The sequence below is a fragment of the Rhizorhapis suberifaciens genome (assembly GCF_014200045.1).
GTDB classification, from domain to species: domain Bacteria; phylum Pseudomonadota; class Alphaproteobacteria; order Sphingomonadales; family Sphingomonadaceae; genus Rhizorhapis; species Rhizorhapis suberifaciens.
In genome coordinates this window covers 129,210-145,737 of the sequence record NZ_JACHOV010000007.1, presented here as the reverse complement: position 1 = coordinate 145,737, position 16,528 = coordinate 129,210, and the positions used below count along the sequence as shown (strand labels likewise).

17 protein-coding genes are annotated in these 16,528 nt (G+C 58.1%); all 17 read left to right on the top strand.

From position 1 onward, the window contains the following. Nucleotides 1–79: 79 nt before the first annotated feature. The 17 genes from HNQ99_RS10460 (at nt 80) to HNQ99_RS10380 (ending at nt 16,456) form a co-directional block, all read left to right on the top strand. Nucleotides 80–2,323 carry a glycosyltransferase gene (locus HNQ99_RS10460; RefSeq protein ID WP_184475594.1) on the top strand — a complete coding sequence of 748 codons (2,244 nt, stop codon included), beginning with the start codon at nt 80–82 and terminating at the stop codon, nt 2,321–2,323. Next, nucleotides 2,320–3,024: a cellulose biosynthesis protein BcsS gene (gene bcsS / locus HNQ99_RS10455; protein ID WP_184475593.1), complete on the top strand. Its 705-nt coding sequence runs from the start codon at nt 2,320–2,322 to the stop codon at nt 3,022–3,024. The genes HNQ99_RS10460 and bcsS overlap by 4 nt, the downstream gene beginning before the upstream one ends. Before the next feature lie 95 nt (nt 3,025–3,119). Further along, complete coding sequence (locus HNQ99_RS10450; protein WP_184475655.1) at nt 3,120–3,554, top strand: RrF2 family transcriptional regulator; 435 nt, start codon at nt 3,120–3,122, stop codon at nt 3,552–3,554. Nucleotides 3,555–3,667: 113 nt separating this feature from the next. Continuing rightward, a complete protein-coding gene (locus HNQ99_RS10445; RefSeq protein ID WP_184475592.1) occupies nt 3,668–4,342 on the top strand; it encodes an RBBP9/YdeN family alpha/beta hydrolase in 675 nt (224 codons plus the stop codon). A gap of 154 nt (nt 4,343–4,496) precedes the next feature. Next, nucleotides 4,497–5,528 (top strand): sulfate ABC transporter substrate-binding protein, encoded by a 1,032-nt coding sequence (locus HNQ99_RS10440; RefSeq protein WP_184475591.1) that lies wholly within the window; start codon nt 4,497–4,499, stop codon nt 5,526–5,528. An 8-nt stretch (nt 5,529–5,536) separates the two neighbouring features. Further along, the gene (gene cysT / locus HNQ99_RS10435) at nt 5,537–6,421 is read left to right on the top strand and encodes a sulfate ABC transporter permease subunit CysT (protein ID WP_184475590.1); all 885 of its coding nucleotides are present in this window, start codon (nt 5,537–5,539) and stop codon (nt 6,419–6,421) included. Continuing rightward, nucleotides 6,418–7,254: a sulfate ABC transporter permease subunit CysW gene (cysW, locus tag HNQ99_RS10430; protein WP_184475589.1), complete on the top strand. Its 837-nt coding sequence runs from the start codon at nt 6,418–6,420 to the stop codon at nt 7,252–7,254. Before cysT ends, cysW begins: the two co-directional genes overlap by 4 nt. After that, on the top strand, nt 7,251–8,297 hold the full coding sequence (locus HNQ99_RS10425; protein ID WP_246414894.1) for a sulfate/molybdate ABC transporter ATP-binding protein: 1,047 nt from the start codon (nt 7,251–7,253) through the stop codon (nt 8,295–8,297). The genes cysW and HNQ99_RS10425 overlap by 4 nt, the downstream gene beginning before the upstream one ends. A 2-nt stretch (nt 8,298–8,299) precedes the next feature. Continuing rightward, on the top strand, nt 8,300–8,479 hold the full coding sequence (locus HNQ99_RS10420; RefSeq protein WP_184475587.1) for a YezD family protein: 180 nt from the start codon (nt 8,300–8,302) through the stop codon (nt 8,477–8,479). Between the two features lie 168 nt (nt 8,480–8,647). Beyond that, nucleotides 8,648–11,032 (top strand): TonB-dependent receptor, encoded by a 2,385-nt coding sequence (locus HNQ99_RS10415; protein WP_184475586.1) that lies wholly within the window; start codon nt 8,648–8,650, stop codon nt 11,030–11,032. A gap of 208 nt (nt 11,033–11,240) precedes the next feature. Then, nucleotides 11,241–11,891, top strand: a complete 651-nt coding sequence (locus HNQ99_RS10410; RefSeq protein ID WP_246414893.1) for a L,D-transpeptidase family protein — start codon at nt 11,241–11,243, stop codon at nt 11,889–11,891. A 105-nt stretch (nt 11,892–11,996) separates the two neighbouring features. Next, nucleotides 11,997–13,580: an FAD-binding oxidoreductase gene (locus tag HNQ99_RS10405; RefSeq protein WP_184475585.1), complete on the top strand. Its 1,584-nt coding sequence runs from the start codon at nt 11,997–11,999 to the stop codon at nt 13,578–13,580. Further along, nucleotides 13,577–14,038 carry a c-type cytochrome gene (locus tag HNQ99_RS10400; protein WP_184475584.1) on the top strand — a complete coding sequence of 154 codons (462 nt, stop codon included), beginning with the start codon at nt 13,577–13,579 and terminating at the stop codon, nt 14,036–14,038. The genes HNQ99_RS10405 and HNQ99_RS10400 overlap by 4 nt, the downstream gene beginning before the upstream one ends. Further along, the gene (locus HNQ99_RS10395) at nt 14,035–14,523 is read left to right on the top strand and encodes a hypothetical protein (RefSeq protein ID WP_184475583.1); all 489 of its coding nucleotides are present in this window, start codon (nt 14,035–14,037) and stop codon (nt 14,521–14,523) included. Before HNQ99_RS10400 ends, HNQ99_RS10395 begins: the two co-directional genes overlap by 4 nt. Nucleotides 14,524–14,627: 104 nt before the next feature. Next, entirely contained in the window at nt 14,628–14,768 is a 141-nt protein-coding gene (locus HNQ99_RS10390; RefSeq protein WP_246414892.1) for a hypothetical protein, read from the top strand. A gap of 141 nt (nt 14,769–14,909) precedes the next feature. Beyond that, a complete protein-coding gene (locus HNQ99_RS10385) occupies nt 14,910–15,683 on the top strand; it encodes a glutathione S-transferase family protein (RefSeq protein WP_184475582.1) in 774 nt (257 codons plus the stop codon). Next, a complete protein-coding gene (locus tag HNQ99_RS10380) occupies nt 15,680–16,456 on the top strand; it encodes a glutathione S-transferase family protein (protein WP_184475581.1) in 777 nt (258 codons plus the stop codon). Before HNQ99_RS10385 ends, HNQ99_RS10380 begins: the two co-directional genes overlap by 4 nt. Nucleotides 16,457–16,528 lie beyond the last annotated feature (72 nt).

The following is a 16,528-nucleotide window of genomic DNA, read 5'->3' as shown; positions in this document are numbered from 1 at the left end:
TACCAGGGGGCCATCTAAATCTATATTAACCATTTTTCGCGAAGATGCCTGAAGGACCAAAACTACCAAAGGCATCGGCATGTACGAAGCTCCGCGCGGAACGGCGTGGCAGTGGGACCGCCGCGCCGCCAAATTGGCGGGCGCGGGGGTTATCAAGCTGCACCGCATAAAACCCCTTGGAATGGTGGCGTTCGGGACATTCCTGGCGACGTCGATATTCTATTTTGCCTACCGCCTTCCCCTGTGGAATCCGGAAGCGCCTGTGCTCGCGAGCCTCCTGCTCCTGGCGGAGCTGTTCGGCGTCTTCACCTTGATACTTCATGTCTTTTCGACATGGACGCTGGTGGAGCGCCATGCGCCGTCCCCGCCCCCCGGCTATGAAGCGGATATTTTTATCACGACCTGGAATGAGTCAGTGGAAATACTCCGCTGCACGATGCTGGCGGCAAAGCAAGTTGCGCATGCCCGTGCGATCTGGTTGCTGGATGACGGTTGCCGGCCCGAAATGGAGGCTTTGGCGCGCGAACTACAGGTCAAATATGTCGCCCGGACCGACCGATCACATGCCAAGGCAGGCAATCTCAATAATGCCCTGACCTTGTCCGACGCGCCGTTTGTGGCAATTTTTGACTGCGACCATGCGCCTTCGCCCGATTTTCTGGAACGAACGCTTGGCTATTTCATGGATCCCTCCGTGGCGTTCGTGCAGACGCCGCAGGACTTCTACAATGTGGACTCCTTTCAGCATCGCGGTTCTGCGGGATCCAAGGAGGCCTGGCATGAACAGACGCTGTTCTATCGGGCCATTCAGCCGGGCAAGGACCGCTGGAATGCGACCTTCTTCTGCGGCAGCTGCGCGGTTATCCGCCGTCGGGCGCTGGAAGACATTGGCGGCTTTGCAACCGGTACGATTACGGAGGACATGCACACCTCCCTCCGCCTGCATAAGAATGGCTGGTCGGCGGTCTATCATGCCGAGGCGTTGGCCTTTGGCCTGTCGCCCGCCAATCTTGAGCAATATTCCACCCAGCGCCTTCGTTGGGGCCGGGGCGCGATGCAGGTGTGGGCCAAGGAAGGCATCCTTTTTCGGGGCCGTCTCACTCTGGTGCAGCGGATAGCATATCTTACCTCGACCATTACCTATTTCGAGGGATGGCAGAAGGCGATCGTCTATAGCCTGCCCATCATCGTGCTGGTGACCGGCAAGATGCCGATCATCTGGACGGGATGGCAATTCATACTGATCTTTGCGACCTGGCTGCTTTCCGGCATGATCGTGAACGAGATCTTCAGCCGCGGCTATGCCAAAACGGTATGGACTGAGGAATATAATTTCCTGCGCTTTGCAACTTTCATGAAGGCGACGATGGCGCTGGTCTTGCCGATTAAATGGCAATTCTCAGTCACTCCGAAGGGCTTGCGCGGCGACACGCGACTGCCGGTCAGCCTATGGCCGCAGATGATGATCGCTGCCGCCGGCATTTTGTCGATGATGATTGGCGCCTTGCGATTTCATGACCATCCTTACATGCCAACGGGCGCATTCATCGCCAACCTCTTCTGGGTGGCCACCAGTTCGGCGCTGGCTATCAAGGCTCTCGGCTTTGCGATGGGAAGGCTGCATCAAAGACGGTCGGAACACCGCTTCCCGATTCCTCTCATGGCGCGGATATCCACACGGGATGGGGCCGGTCGCATAAAGTCACGCTACTGCATAGCCCAGGACGTATCTTCGCTGGGTATGAGCCTGGAGGTCCGCAAGGGGCAGGCGCGCGGAGACATGGTGGCGGGCGAATTGCTTCTCCCCTCCGGTCCGGTGCCGTTCCAAGGCAGGATTGCCAGAAGGACGGACATGGCCTGCAACCAGAATGAGATGCTGGGCCTTCAGTTCGGCTGGTCCAATACGGCGGCGGCCGATGCGCTTAACGCATGTCTGTATGGCAATTCCTTGCAATGGGACGTGAACGGTTGGGCGGAAACGCGCAAAAGGACATGGCGCTCAATCCGGCCCTTTTCACGAAGGAACAGTCAAGTTATTGAACAGACGTGGGAATTGGGTCATCTGGCGACCCCCGGAAGGCCAGGATCGGTTTGCCTTGTCCGCAATGAAGACGGAGTATACCGCGTGCTTTCCTATGCCGGATTGCCAGGGACCTCACATCTGAAACTGCGTGTCGACGGCCATGACGCGGCTGACGATCTCCAGCTGGCCGGTTTCCGCCAGTATAGCGTCGGCGGCTCGCCCGTGCAGATGGCTTTGCTTGCCGATACCCATGACATTCCCACCCTTTTCCACAGAGAGCCCGCATGGATCGACAAATGACGAAGTTTGGAAAAGCGGCGCTGATCGTGGCCGCGATCGTTGCATCTGTTCAGACCCTGCCCGTACAAGCCGAGACGTTGACGGGTGTGTGGTTCGCGGGGGGCACGATCAGTGAATCGGAATCCGCCTATGCAGGCGTCATAAAGGCATTTCCGAAAGCGCGCCTGGGCAAAGGGTTCGCGTTGCGCGGCAGCGTCAATGGCGGCACCTACAGCTATGATGTTGCCGCCACCGAAATCGACGCCAAATATGTCGGGGCTGAGACGGCGATCGTATATCAGCTTTCGGGCTCATGGGGTTGGGCAAATATATCGGCAGGTCCTCGTTACACCTACACGGATCTGTCGCCGAATGACCCTGGCAACAAACGGCAGGGTTCCCGCTGGGATGTCGGCCTGCAAACAGACGGCGCTCTTGATGGGCGGACATGGCGACTTGGCTGGGTGGGGTCCGTGGGGCCTTTTGATGGAGCCTATGAGGGTCGTTTGCAGCTTGGGCGGAAGTTGGAGGGGCAGAAATATCGCATCGGCGTTGAAGGGGGTATCATGGGCAATCCCACTTATTCGAAGAAGATTGCTGGTGCGTTCCTGGCGGCGTCAGTAGCCAGGAATATGGACCTCCAGCTTGGAGCCGGGGCGAGCTTTCAGGAAGGACGTAAGGCGCGCGCTTACGGCTCGGTCGGACTGAGCAAGGTCTTCTAGCTTCGTGCCATTTTCGTTGTCCGGTGGCGCGAGATTTTTCCAAAAAAATGCCGAAATGCCATGACATTGCCATTTTCTACCATAATAATGGAGATATGCTCTCCCAACGGACCCGATATGCGCTGCGGGCGCTGCAATTCCTCGCAAATCGCTACGGCCAAGGCCCTGTTCAGCTGAAGGAAATTGCCGAGGCGCAAAATATTCCCGCGAAATTCCTGACCGTCATATTGTCGGAAATGGCGCGCGAAGGGCTGGTGGGCACGCAACGTGGACGAGATGGCGGATATTGGCTGCTGCTGCCGCCCGTGGACATTCGTTACGGCGATATCATACGTATCACGCGCGGATCATTAGCTCTGGTACCCTGCGCCAGCCGTTTTGCGCATGAACGGTGTGAGAATTGCGTCCCAGAGGAAGAATGCAAGCTCCACCAGATCATGTTGAAAGTCCGTGACGAGACGGCGGCGATTCTGGACGGCATCACCCTGGCCGATCCAGTGGAGCGGCTGGAGCTTACGACGCTGCCGTAACAGATTGCCGTATTTGCGCCACATTTGGCCATCTGCCCTCTTGTCAACTGAAAGGGTAGAAATAAAGTGAAATCCATGACATCGGGCGACTCGCCTGTTTCAGGAGATGTGTCATGGCTTATTATTCCTCGCTTGAGCGGCAGAATCCTCTAGTTCTCACCGTACCGGGCCTAAACAATTCGGGGCCGGGACATTGGCAGACGATCTGGGAGGCGGTTCGCAGTGACTGCGAACGTGTTGACCTCGGCATGTGGGATCGTCCGCACCGCAATACCTGGGTCAATAAGCTTAATGCAGCCATTCGCCAGGCGGACCGTCCAGTCATCCTGGCGGCACACAGCCTGGGGTGCTTGGCGGTCGCGTGGTGGGCCGCCCTTGAACGCCCGCCCTTTGGTCATCCTGTCGCGGGCGCCCTGCTGGTAGCGCCGCCGGACGTGGATACGGCTTCGGAAGACGGTCGGCTTACTGCCTTCGGTCCCGCGCCCAAGAACCTGCTTCCATTTCCATCCATTGTCGCGGCCAGCCGCAATGATCCTTATATTTCGTTCACGCGTGCCCATACGCTGGCGAAATTCTGGGGCAGCCATTGCGTCAATGCCGGGGAAGTGGGACACATCAACGCAGAATCGCGCCTTGGTGAATGGGAATATGGACAATATCTGCTCAACCAGCTGATCGCCATTGCCAGCGAAGCTGAGCCGCAGCGCCCCCGCCACTCCGTCGAAAGCCTGGCCCGCACTCAGGCGTTGGAGGACAAGGTCGTTCCTTTCCCTGGCAACAGCATTTGATTATGTTGAACCTTTTGCCCGTGCCCGCCCGGCGGCAGCAAACAAAGCTGCCGGGCGGGCCCGTTGATAAAGATTCTATTGGGGAAACAAATTTAGCTACCTTGTCTATCCTTTTAGTAGAGATAGATAAGGCGAATATTCGAGAGGGGGACTTATGAAAAAGCGTACATTCATCCTGACCGCGGCCGCCTCGGCGGCGCTGCTCATTCTCCCGGCATGTTCGGGGGAGGCAGGGAAGGATGGAAAATCCTTAACGCTCATGAATGCCTCTTATGACCCGACCCGTGAACTCTATAAGGAGATCAATGCTGCCTTCGCGAAAAAGTGGGAAAGCGAGACGGGCCAGCGGATTGATTTCAACATGAGCCATGGTGGTTCGGGCAAGCAGTCCCGAGCCGTGATCGATGGGCTGGAGGCCGATGTCGTCACCTTGGCTCTCGCCTATGATATAGAGGCCATATCCGAGCGGGCGAAGCTGCTGCCGGCCGACTGGCAGGCCCGGCTTCCCGACAACAGTGCCCCTTACACGTCCACCATTGTATTTCTGGTGCGCAAGGGCAACCCCAAGAGAATCAAGGATTGGGGCGACTTGATCAAACCGGGTGTGCAGGTGATCACCCCCAATCCGAAGACCAGCGGGGGCGCGCGCTGGAACTTCCTTGCGGCTTGGGCCTATGGCAAGAAAGCAGGCGGGTCGGATGCCGCGGCCCAGTCCTATGTGACCAAGCTGTTCTCGCAAGTGCCAGTACTGGACAGCGGCGCGCGGGGCGCGACCACCACTTTTGTTGAACGTGGAATTGGCGATGTCCTGCTCGCATGGGAAAATGAAGCTTTCTTGGCCGAAAAGGAATTGGGGAAAGGCAGGTTTGAGATTGTCGCTCCGTCCATTTCCATTCTGGCCGAGCCGCCAGTCGCCGTCCTTGACGCCAACGCCAAGAAACATGGCGCGGAAAAGGCGGCTGAGGCTTATCTTCGCTTCCTCTACACGCCGGAAGGACAGGCCATTATCGCCAGCAATTTCTATCGTCCTCGCGATCCGAAAGTGGCCGAAAAATACGCCGCTGTGTTCGCGAAGCTGAACCTCGTCACTATTGACAAGGACTTTGGCGGCTGGAAAGCCGCACAAGCCCGATTCTTCGACGACGGCGGCGTATTCGACAAGATATTCGCCGTGTCGAAGCGTTAGAGGCTTACATGGACATAGCATTGAGCAGTCAACTGCAGATCACCACAGTTCCAGCAAAAGCGGAAAAGCGCAGGCGCCAGTCGGTCATTCCGGGCTTCGGCCTGACGTTCGGTTTCAGCGTGATCTGGCTGTCCCTGATCGTGCTTATTCCCTTAAGCGCCGTATTCATTCGTGCGGCGGGAATGGGCTGGTCGGAATTCGTGGCGGTCGGGCTTTCCGAGCGGGCTCTTGCCGCCTATCGGTTGAGCTTCGGCGCGGCCGCGGCCGCTGCGGTGGTGAACGGCGTATTCGGGCTGCTCATTGCATGGGTGCTCGTCCGCTATGATTTTCCGGCAAAGGGTGTGGTGAATGCCTTCATTGACCTTCCCTTTGCGTTGCCAACGGCTGTGGCCGGTATTGCGCTGACCGCGCTTTATGCGCCCAACGGGTGGGTCGGGCAATATCTGGAACCACTTGGGCTGAAGGTTGCCTTTACCCCCCTGGGGGTTGTGGTGGCGCTGATCTTTATCGGCCTGCCATTCGTGGTGCGAACGGTCGAACCCGTGCTGTCGGATATGGGCAAGGATGTCGAAGAAGCGGCCGCAACGCTGGGAGCCAGCCGCCTGCAGACCTTTAATCGCGTCATCCTGCCGGCAATTGCTCCCGCGCTGATCACTGGGTGCGCAATGGCGTTTGCGCGCGGTGTCGGGGAATATGGGTCGGTCATCTTCATTGCCGGAAACATGCCCTATGTTTCCGAAATTGCGCCGCTGCTGATCGTGACCCAACTTGAACAATTTGCCTATGGAGGGGCCACGGCGATCGCAACGGTAATGCTGATCGCGTCCTTTGGCATTCTCCTCTTCATCAACCTGCTCCAGATGTGGAGCCGCCGCAGGATGAACAGCCAATGACCTTCGTCCTGCAAGAAGCAAAGCCGGCGCGGCTGGCGCTCATCGGCATCGCGCTCGCCTTTATTGCACTGTTCGTACTGCTTCCGCTTGCGGCGGTTTTCGTCGAGGCGTTGAAGCAGGGCGTCTCCGCCTATGCCTCATCCCTGGTCGAACCAGACGCTTTGGCCGCGATCAAGCTGACACTGATTGTCGCGGCGATCAGCGTGCCTGCCAATGTGGTATTCGGCCTCGCGGCGTCCTGGGCGATCACCAAATTCGATTTTCCCGGGAAAAGCCTGCTGATCACCTTTATCGACCTGCCATTTTCAGTGTCTCCCGTCGTGTCCGGCCTTATCTTCGTGCTGCTCTTTGGCGCGCATGGCTGGTTCGGCTCTTGGCTCGCCGCGCATAATGTTCAAATCATCTTTGCTGTGCCGGGCATCGTGCTGGCCACCATCTTCATCACCTTTCCCTTCGTTGCGCGCGAACTTATTCCGCTGATGCAGGAGCAGGGCCGCGACGATGAGGAGGCGGCGATTTCGCTTGGCGCATCCGGCTGGCAGACCTTCTGGCATGTCACCCTGCCCAATGTGCGCTGGGGCCTCCTTTACGGCGTATTGCTCTGCAATGCCCGGGCGATGGGGGAATTTGGCGCGGTATCGGTGGTGTCGGGCCATATCAGGGGCCTGACCAACACTATGCCGCTGCATGTCGAGATCCTCTACAACGAATATAATTTTGTCGGAGCCTTCGCCGTCGCCTCCTTGCTTGCCATGCTGGCCCTGGTGACGCTGGTCGTGAAAAGCGTACTTGAATGGCGGTTCGACTATCATCGCGGGAGTACCGGACATTGATCAAGCTTGAAAACATCAGCAAGGATTTTGGTAGTTTCTCCGCACTCCGCAACATCAGTCTTGAGGTGAGGCAGGGGGAATTCCTAGCGTTGCTCGGTCCGTCCGGCTCTGGCAAGACGACCTTGTTGCGCATCATCGCGGGCCTGGCGTTTCCTGACAATGGCAATGTGACCTTCGACGGGGAAGATGTAACCGGCCTTCGCGTGGCCGACCGCCATGTCGGCTTCGTCTTCCAGCATTACGCTCTATTCAAGCATATGACCGTGGCGGAAAATGTGGCCTTTGGTCTTACCGTGCGGAAGTCCAGGTTGCGCCCAGCAAAGTCTGCAATCAAGGCGCGCGCCCAGGAGTTGCTGGAACTGGTGCAGCTTGGAGAAGTCGGAGATCGCTATCCAGTGCAGCTTTCCGGTGGACAGCGGCAGCGCGTCGCACTTGCCCGGGCGCTTGCGGTGGATCCTAAGCTGCTGCTGCTGGACGAACCTTTTGGTGCCCTTGATGCCAAGGTGCGCAAGGACCTGCGCCGCTGGCTGCGCCAACTGCATGAGCAGATGGGGCTTACCTCGATCTTCGTGACGCATGACCAGGAAGAGGCGCTGGAACTCGCCGACCGCGTAGTCGTCATGGACCATGGCATCATAGAGCAGACCGGCACACCGGAGGAAATCTACATGGCGCCGCGCAGCGCCTTTGTTTCCGATTTTGTGGGCGAAACCAATTGCGTGCCGATTTCGGTGTCCGGGGGCAAGCCCATGTTCTTCGACCGCCCGGTAGAAGTGCCGGTGGATCGTTTGCCGGAGGGGCAGGTCGAACTGCACTTCCGTCCGCATGATGCCGTTCTGTGTGAAGACAATGGTGCGGGCAGCCTGCCTCTGCTTGTCACCAACGTCTACCGCAAGGGCGGAAACTGGAGGGTGGAGGGGCATTTTGCCGGTCTCGCTCGCCCCGTAGAGGTGGATTTATCCTCGCAGGGCACCGCGCCGGTACCAGGGAAGCAGGTGGGCATACGCCTATCCCGCGCCATGGCTTTTGCAAATGGAGGCTAGAGATGGTCGGTAACAACGGACGGGCGGCTGGTCCCGATAAACAGCTGCATGTTGAAGAAAGTTTGCGGAGCGTAAGGGATGCACTGATGAGCCTGCGCTTTGGCACAATTTCCCTCACCATTCATGAAGACCGCGTCGTGCAGATCGACGTGACCGAGAAGAAACGGCTTCGCCCGGTTTAATTTCCCGCCCCGACCAATCGGGGTGTCAATTCTATCACTCCGGCCTTTTCCGGAGCAATAAACTCAATGCGCTGACCAGCGAATGGAGGCGCGGTTTTATCCCAGACATTGATGACTATGCTGACCGGTCAACCGGAGGCGTCATGATCCAACCCATAGGGGGAATATATGATCAGACGTTTTCTGTGGCTGGCCACGGCATCTGTGGCCGCCATTTCGACCCAGGCTTTTGCAGCCGATGACGCGGCTGCCGGCGCTTCCGAAGGCGATACCATCATTGTTATGGCGCGCAGACGTGCGGAAGACGTGCAGGATGTGCCGGTCGCTGTCTCCGTCGTGGATTCAAGGACGTTGGAATCCACCGGAAGCTTTAACGTGGCGCGGCTGACCCAGCTTCAGCCTTCGCTGCAATTCTATTCGAGCAATCCCCGCAATTCCGCCGCGAACATTCGCGGTCTTGGTGCGCCGTTCGGCCTCACCAACGACGGCATCGAGCAGGGCGTCGGCGTGTATATCGACCAGGTTTATAACAGCCGGATCGCAGCCGCGACCTTTGACTTCCTCGATGTGGAGCAGGTCGAAGTACTACGCGGTCCGCAGGGGACCCTGTACGGCAAGAACACGACGGCTGGCGCCATCAACATCACCACGCGCAAACCGAGTTTCAACTTTGAGGGCCGCGCCGAAGTGAGCGTGGGTAACCTTGGCTATGTACAGGCCAAGGCATCCGTGTCGGGGCCGATCATAGAGGACAAGCTGGCAGTCCGATTGGCCGCCTCCTCAACTGACCGGCGGGGCACGATTTACAATGTGACCACTCATAACTGGGTCAATGAGCAGGATAATCTGGGCCTGCGCGGCGTGCTGTTATGGCGCGCGACCGATGCGGTCGATGTGACACTGTCGGCCGATTATAACCGTCAGGACCCGGAATGCTGCGCCCAGATTTTCGTACGAACCGGGGCGACCCAGCGTCCGCTCAACCGTCAGTTCGCGGCTTTAGCGGCAGCCTTTAACTATGCGCCGCCCAGCACCAATGCGTTCGACCGCGTGACCGATGTCGATACCGCGCTGGACGCATTCCAGGAGATCGGTGGCGTGTCGCTCAGGACCGAATGGAACTTTGGACCGGGCACGCTGACCTCTGTCTCTGCATGGCGATTCTGGAACTGGGGACCGTCGAACGATCGGGATTTTACCGGGCTTCCGATCACCACCGTGTCCGCCAATCCTTCGAAGCAGAACCAATATTCGCAGGAATTTCGTTATGCCGTGGAGGGCAACCGCTTCGACTATGTGGTGGGGCTGTTCGCTTACCATCAAAAGCAGCATACGACGGGCGCGCAGGAACAGGGCTTGGCGGCCAGCCGCTGGTTGATCGGTCCGTCCAATCCCGCGTCCGGTGATCCGACAGTGCTGAATGGCTTGCGTTCGGAAAACGATATCATTCTCAAGACCACCAGCCTTGCCGCTTTCGGCCAGCTTAGTTGGAAAGTGACCGACCGGCTGAAGATCCAGCCCGGTCTCCGCGTCAATTATGACAAGAAGACCGGCTCCTATGTGGCCACCGTGACCAATGCGACCAACACGGCGCTTACCAGTGACCAGCGCGCAGTGCTCGCTCCGCAAAGCTACACCGCGCGTTTCAGCGATTGGAATGTCTCCGGTGACCTGACGCTTTCTTATGAGCTTGCTGACGATGTGCTGGCTTATGCCACTTATGCCAAGAGCTTCAAATCAGGCGGGGTCAACCTTGCCGGCCTGCCACTGGACGCCAGCAATAGCCCCATCTTGAGCGCGGCGACCGTGAAGCCCGAGAAGGTCAATCATTTCGAGCTGGGCCTGAAGACACAACTTTTTGACCGTAGGGCGACGTTCAACCTCGCGGCCTTCTGGACGGAAATCAAGGACTATCAGGCCACGGTCAATAATGGGCAGCTCGGTGTCCTGCGCGGCTATCTGGCGAATGCGGACAAGGTTCGGGTACGCGGAATTGAGGCTGATTTCTCCGCACGGCCGAGCGATCGTCTGAGCCTCTATGTCAGCGGAGCCTTTACCGATCATGAATATGCAAAGTTCGACGATGCACCATGCCCACCGGAATTGTCGGGGGGAACGACTGCGGCGCCAGGACAGGCTGCGAGCCCGCCGGGAACTCCGGGTGGGGTCAGTCCCGCCAATTGCGACATATCCGGCCAATGGCTGCCCGGCATTTCGAAATGGGCCTTTTCCTATGGAGCGGAATATAATCTGCCGGCGAAGCTGCTCGGGTTGGATGGGGAGGCCTATCTTGGGTTTGAAGGCAATTACCGGTTTAAATTCTCCTCCAACCCCTCCCGCTCTGCCTATACCGACATCAAGGGATATTCGATCGCGAATTTCCGGCTGGGTTTCCGTGTTCCTGAAAAATGGGACATTTACGGCTGGATGAAAAATGCCTTCAACGAGAAATATTATGACATGCTGGCCACCCAATCAGGCAATACCGGCCTTGTCGTAGGCCAGCCGGGCGACCCGCGCACGTATGGCGTGACGGTCAAGGCGCAATTCTAGCGGATTAATGGCACGTTGCTGCAAAGGTTCCTGGCAGGAGAGGCCCTTCTTCTTCACGGGAGAGGGGCCTCGACAGCTTCGACTGATCACGGTCAACACTGGACGTTAAGATTTACTCTATTAATCGTCCCGCGTCGAAACACCGCCAAATCGCTGTCTGTTCATTTTGTCGGTTTCGGTTATCCGTTGGATATCAGGGGCACAACCGATGGCGGGCAAGATTCGGATGATCATTACATGGGTCAAGACCAAGCCGCTATTGGCGGCGGTTCCGCTGGTCTTTGCAATTTCTCTTGCCGGACTGCCCGCTCACGCGCCCAAGGCGGCCAAGCCTATATCAAAACCTCTGCCGAAGGTCACCAAAAGCGCCCCTTCCGAACCGGCCCTTACCTCCGCGAACGATCCTTTTGTGGTCAAGCGAATTCTGAATATCGAAGGTCCCTTCATCCATGGCACATATGTCTGGGACGATGAGGGGGTGCCGCCTGGACCGCTGGTAGTCACCATCGACCTTAAGGCGCAGACGCTCTCCGTCTTCCGCGGCGGCTATGAGATTGGAGCCGCTGTCATTCTCTATGGCGCGGACGACAAGCCGACCCCCATCGGCAGCTTTCCCATATTGGAGAAGGACGCCGATCATGTGTCCAATCTCTATGACGCACCGATGCCCTACATGCTTCGACTGACCAATGATGGCGTCGCAATCCACGGCAGCGACGTAGAATGGGGCTGGGCTACACATGGTTGTATTGGGGTGCCAAGTGAGTTCGCCGCCCTGCTGTTCGCTCAGGCTAAAGTTGGGGACCGGGTGATCATTACCGACGGAAAGATGATGACCGTCGAACAGCCTGCTACCTGAGCGCAAGTGATGCCCCAAGAAACCGCATTGACGTCGCTGCACCTCTGACCTAAAACTAACAAAAGTTATCATATGGCTCGCCGAAGGGCCAAATGAGGAGAGGCCATGGATCTTGTTCTGCCGCCGCGCATCAGTCCGGCGCAATTCGACAAGGCGTTGCAGGCGTTCGCGTCGGTCGTGGGCAAGGACTGGGTGCTTTCCACCGACCTTGACCGTGACACCTATGCGGACATCTATGCGCCAGGACCAGAGACCGACTTTCCCGCGTCTGCCGCCATAGCGCCCGGTAGTGTTGAGGAAGTGCAGGCGATCATCCGCCTGGCCAACCAGCACAAGATCCCGCTCTGGCCGGTCTCGCGTGGCAAGAATCTAGGCTATGGCGCTGCGGCGCCTCGTCTGCCAGGCAGCGTCGTTCTGGATCTTGGGCGGATGAACAAGGTCCTCGAATATGACGACAAGCTTGCTTATTGCGTGGTCGAGCCCGGCGTCAGCTTCTATGATCTTTACGAACATATTCAGGCCAATGGCGGCAAAACATGGATGTCAGTGCCCGGCAATGGCTGGGGGTCGGTCATGGGGAACGCGCTGGACCATGGCATAGGCTATACCCCCTATGGACTCCATGCGAAGAATATTTGTGGCGTGGAAGTGGTGCTGCCGCAAGGAGAGGTCATCCGCACAGGGATGGGCGCAATGCAGGGCAATCATGCCTGGCATCTTTTCCCGTTCGGCTATGGTCCCACATGGGACTTGGCGTTCACCCAATCCAATCTGGGCGTCATGACCAAGATGGGCCTATGGCTTCAGCCCGCGCCGGAACATTCGCTGCTGCTCAGCATCGACATCCCCAAAGAGGAGGATATCGGCTGGGTCATCGACACGCTTGCCCCATTGAAGATCGGCGGCGTCATTGATCAAAGCCTGTTCGTCCCCAGCTGGCTTGGGAAAATGGTGGTGAAGGGGCAGCGGTCGGACTTCTGGGACAAACCCGGCGCCATGCCGAAAAGTCGCGTCCAGGAACTGTTGAAGGAGCATGGGATCGGCTATTGGCACACCGATATTCGTCTTTACGGCAATGAGTCCGTGAACCGTGCGCGGGCCGATGTCATCAAGGCCGCTTTTGGAAAGCATCTCGATACTCCCTTCCATGAAACGCCATGGAAGACTGGCGAACCGCTCAATAATATGGACCTGACGCTCGGTATCCCCACGGCGGTTCCGCTGATGATGGGGAACTGGGTTGGCGGGCGCAGCGCCCATATGGGCTTTTCGCCAGTCGTGCCGGCGAACAGCACCCATGTCTTGGGGCAGCTGAAGCGCAGCCGCGGAATAATGACAAAATATGATTTCGACTTCTACGCCAGCTTCACCATCGGCGGCCGTTTCTGCAACAACGTCAACATGCTGATGTATGACCGCGATGACGACAAGCAGGTCGCCCGTGTCCGCGCCATGTTCGATGAATTGATCGCAGCCACGCGCCAAGCGGGCTACGCCGAATATCGAACCCATCTCGATTGGATGGATCCTATCGCCGACACTTTCGACTTCAACAAAGGCGCAATCAATCGATTCAATCGGGCCGTCAAGGATGCTCTCGATCCCAACGGAATATTGGCGCCGGGCAAGCAGGGCGTTTGGCCGACCGTCTATGCCGGGGACCAGAAAAAGAGGGGGCCTGCGGCATGAGCAAGCCGACGATCGTTCTGGCAGCCGCAGCGCTGGTGGCGCTCGCTGTTTTTGGCCGAAGCAATGAGGGTCAGGCTCAAGGCCAAGTTCAGGGCCAAGTTCAGGGCCAAGCTCAGGCCGACGCTGGTCCGCCTATGCTGCAATATGTAACCCGAGGCGCCGCTCCCGCGGGCGACCGATTGGCCCTGGGGCGCGACGGCAAGCAGCTCTTCCGCCATAATTGTGGCTATTGCCATTTGGAAGGCGGCATGGGCACCATCATCCTGACGCCCCAGCGGACAGGCATGGGTGAGCCGCCGCAAAATGCGCTGATCGAAAACCGTTCAGACTTGACGTCTGACTATGTGGAAGCCGTGGTGCGACAGGGCAAGGGCGCAATGCCGCGCATTTCGCGGGCTGAAGTCACCGATCCCGAGTTGAAGTCGATTGCGGCCTATCTGGGGAAGGCCAAACAGTGATGGGCTATGACGTCTCCAAGCGGCAGTTTCTGACCGGAGCAGGGATGAGCACGGGCGCTGCATTTATGATGGGCAACCGCTGGATCGCGCCGGAAGCAAAGGCTGCTCCGATCCGTCCTGTCCTTGCCATCTACGACAGCCGATGGATCGAAAGCGCCGATTTTGCAGCGCAAGCCAGGGCAGAGGGCCTGCGCCTGTTCGACATTGCAGGCGAGGACAAGGTGCTTTGGGCGACGGCCAGGGCAGGTTTCGGCCTTTCCCCCGGTGAAGCGGTGGCGGGTATGACACGCTGGACGGATTGGCTGATCGTGCGTGATATACTCATCGGGAGCGGCCGACGTGTCCGGCATGAAATGCGCCTCGATTGCTGCGCCGGCGGGGCCGCCGCCAGCTTTGCCAGGCTGATCCGGGCACAAGATAAGCGCAGCCGGATGGCGTTGCACGCTACGCGAAAAGCAACCCTTTTTGCGTGGACCATGGCCTGAACTTTTTTGGCGAGAACCATTGACGCTAATACAGTAACGTATGTAACACATACTAAATGGCGAGCGAGCGACTCAACAGTTCCCGGCCGGGGAGTATGCGTGGCATGAGCAAGGAGGCTGGCGGCACGACCTGGGTGAAGAACCAATGGTATGTCGCCGCCTGGGATGCCGAATTGGATCGCGTCCCATTGCCCGGACCATCTGCGGCGAGCCTGTCATGCTCTACGCCGGTTCAAGGCGGATGAGGCACGCCATGCGCGCGACAGCTGCCGCCCACGAATTTTCCACATGATGACACGCCTTTCGGAGGGCTGGCTGATAATCGACAACCCACATTAACGCTGACAGGCCGAGAACAGATTTCAGCTGCGTGCAAGGAGAGGCCAATGCCCGCCGAGGTTATACTCTATCACTGGGAACCCAACGCAAATTCCGGCAAGCCCATGTTGACGCTTGCCGAAAAGGGCGTGGAATATGAGAGCCGCTACACCGACTTGCTGAACTTTGACCAGCACCGGCCGGAATATTTGAAGATGAACCCGTTGGGCACCATCCCGGTGATGACCCATGGCGATCGGGTGCTGACAGAATCCACCGCGATTATGGAATATGTGAACGAGGCCTTTGAAGGTCCGCAGTTAATGCCTGCCAGTCCTGTAGAGCGGCAGCAGGTGCGCTGGTGGATGAAGTTCATGGACCAATGGCTTGCGCCGTCCTTTTCCATGATCGGCTGGAGCATATTTGTCGGCCCCTCCGTCAGGGCACGTAACCCCGAGGATCTGGAGGCCGCAATCAAGCGCATTCCCATGGCTGAACGGCGGATGGCCTGGCGCAAGGCGCTTTACAATCAGTTCTCGGCCGAGGAGTTGGCGGAATCCCAGCGTCGCGTGACGAAGGGCATCAGGATATTGGAAGAAAAGCTGTCGCAAAGCACCTGGCTGGTGGGCGAACAATATACGCTAGCGGACATCAATGGTTTCAATCTCGCCTATGCGCTGCCGCTCTCTCAGCCCGATCTGTCCAATGATCAAAAGACGCCGCACATCATGGAATGGCTGCGCAAAATCTATGAACGTCCGGCGACAAAGAAGACCTGGGCCTTAGGCAGGACCGAGTTGACACGCCGAGTGAAAATATTGGAGCGGGGAGAAACGGCATGAGCCTGATCCTGTATCATGGGCAACCCAACGGACCTTCGCTGACTGCGCTTGCATGTGCCTTTGAAAAGGGGGTTGAAGTCGAACTGCGCCTCATCGACCTTGCTGCTGGCGAACGCCACTCCCTGAACTGCAAGGGTGATGTGGAAGTGGCGATGAGCATTGAGGGCGAAGGCCCGGCGCTGGTTGCTGACGGCACTGCGATGGCCGACGCCTTTTTCATCGGCCTTTATTTTGATGAAGCAGTTGAAGGCAACGCATTGCGCCCCGCCGATCCCTATGCGCGCTGGCAGGTGATGATGTGGTGCCGCCATGTGACCGAACGTGTGGCGCCAGCCGCGGCTTTTCTTGGTACGCGGGCCTATCTGGCGCCTCGTCTTGCGCCGGCCGGGGACGAGTTCGACGCTCTAATCGCTCGAATAGAGTGCGAGGATCTTGCCCAGCGCTGGAAAGAAACGCAGGCTGATCGTTTCCCTGAGGAAAAGCTGGCTGACAGCCACAGCAAAATTGCGCAGGTCGTGGAAAAGCTGGAAACCGCGCTTGACGGTAAGGACTGGATATTCGGTGATTTTACTATTGCCGATATTGAAACCTATGCCTGGCTCGCTTCCATGCCCTTGCTCAGCCCTGCTCCCTTTCAGAACGCGCCGCGGACCACAGCCTGGATGGACCGGGTGGCATCGCGGCCGTCCGTGCAGAAGGCATTGGCGTGCGCCACGGTGGGCGATCCCCGCCAATGCTGGGCCATAGGTCCGGAAATCAATCGTTGGGGATGACGGGCGAACCAGAAAGAGAAATTATCTTCGTTGGTGTCGAGCAAAGTTGAGCCACGGGTTCATCTCAAACAA

What these genes read in the sequence shown, in the direction of transcription:
- HNQ99_RS10445 (WP_184475592.1), top strand. Translation starts at nt 3,668, where the DNA reads ATGGCTTATTATTCCTCGCTTGAGCGGCAGAATCCTCTAGTTCTCACC.
- HNQ99_RS10415 (WP_184475586.1), top strand. Translation starts at nt 8,648, where the DNA reads ATGATCAGACGTTTTCTGTGGCTGGCCACGGCATCTGTGGCCGCCATT.
- cysT (WP_184475590.1), top strand. Translation starts at nt 5,537, where the DNA reads ATGGACATAGCATTGAGCAGTCAACTGCAGATCACCACAGTTCCAGCA.
- bcsS (WP_184475593.1), top strand. Translation starts at nt 2,320, where the DNA reads ATGACGAAGTTTGGAAAAGCGGCGCTGATCGTGGCCGCGATCGTTGCA.
- HNQ99_RS10390 (WP_246414892.1), top strand. Translation starts at nt 14,628, where the DNA reads ATGAGCAAGGAGGCTGGCGGCACGACCTGGGTGAAGAACCAATGGTAT.
- HNQ99_RS10400 (WP_184475584.1), top strand. Translation starts at nt 13,577, where the DNA reads ATGAGCAAGCCGACGATCGTTCTGGCAGCCGCAGCGCTGGTGGCGCTC.
- HNQ99_RS10460 (WP_184475594.1), top strand. Translation starts at nt 80, where the DNA reads ATGTACGAAGCTCCGCGCGGAACGGCGTGGCAGTGGGACCGCCGCGCC.
- HNQ99_RS10420 (WP_184475587.1), top strand. Translation starts at nt 8,300, where the DNA reads ATGGTCGGTAACAACGGACGGGCGGCTGGTCCCGATAAACAGCTGCAT.
- HNQ99_RS10450 (WP_184475655.1), top strand. Translation starts at nt 3,120, where the DNA reads ATGCTCTCCCAACGGACCCGATATGCGCTGCGGGCGCTGCAATTCCTC.
- cysW (WP_184475589.1), top strand. Translation starts at nt 6,418, where the DNA reads ATGACCTTCGTCCTGCAAGAAGCAAAGCCGGCGCGGCTGGCGCTCATC.
- HNQ99_RS10410 (WP_246414893.1), top strand. Translation starts at nt 11,241, where the DNA reads ATGGCGGGCAAGATTCGGATGATCATTACATGGGTCAAGACCAAGCCG.
- HNQ99_RS10405 (WP_184475585.1), top strand. Translation starts at nt 11,997, where the DNA reads ATGGATCTTGTTCTGCCGCCGCGCATCAGTCCGGCGCAATTCGACAAG.
- HNQ99_RS10440 (WP_184475591.1), top strand. Translation starts at nt 4,497, where the DNA reads ATGAAAAAGCGTACATTCATCCTGACCGCGGCCGCCTCGGCGGCGCTG.
- HNQ99_RS10380 (WP_184475581.1), top strand. Translation starts at nt 15,680, where the DNA reads ATGAGCCTGATCCTGTATCATGGGCAACCCAACGGACCTTCGCTGACT.
- HNQ99_RS10385 (WP_184475582.1), top strand. Translation starts at nt 14,910, where the DNA reads ATGCCCGCCGAGGTTATACTCTATCACTGGGAACCCAACGCAAATTCC.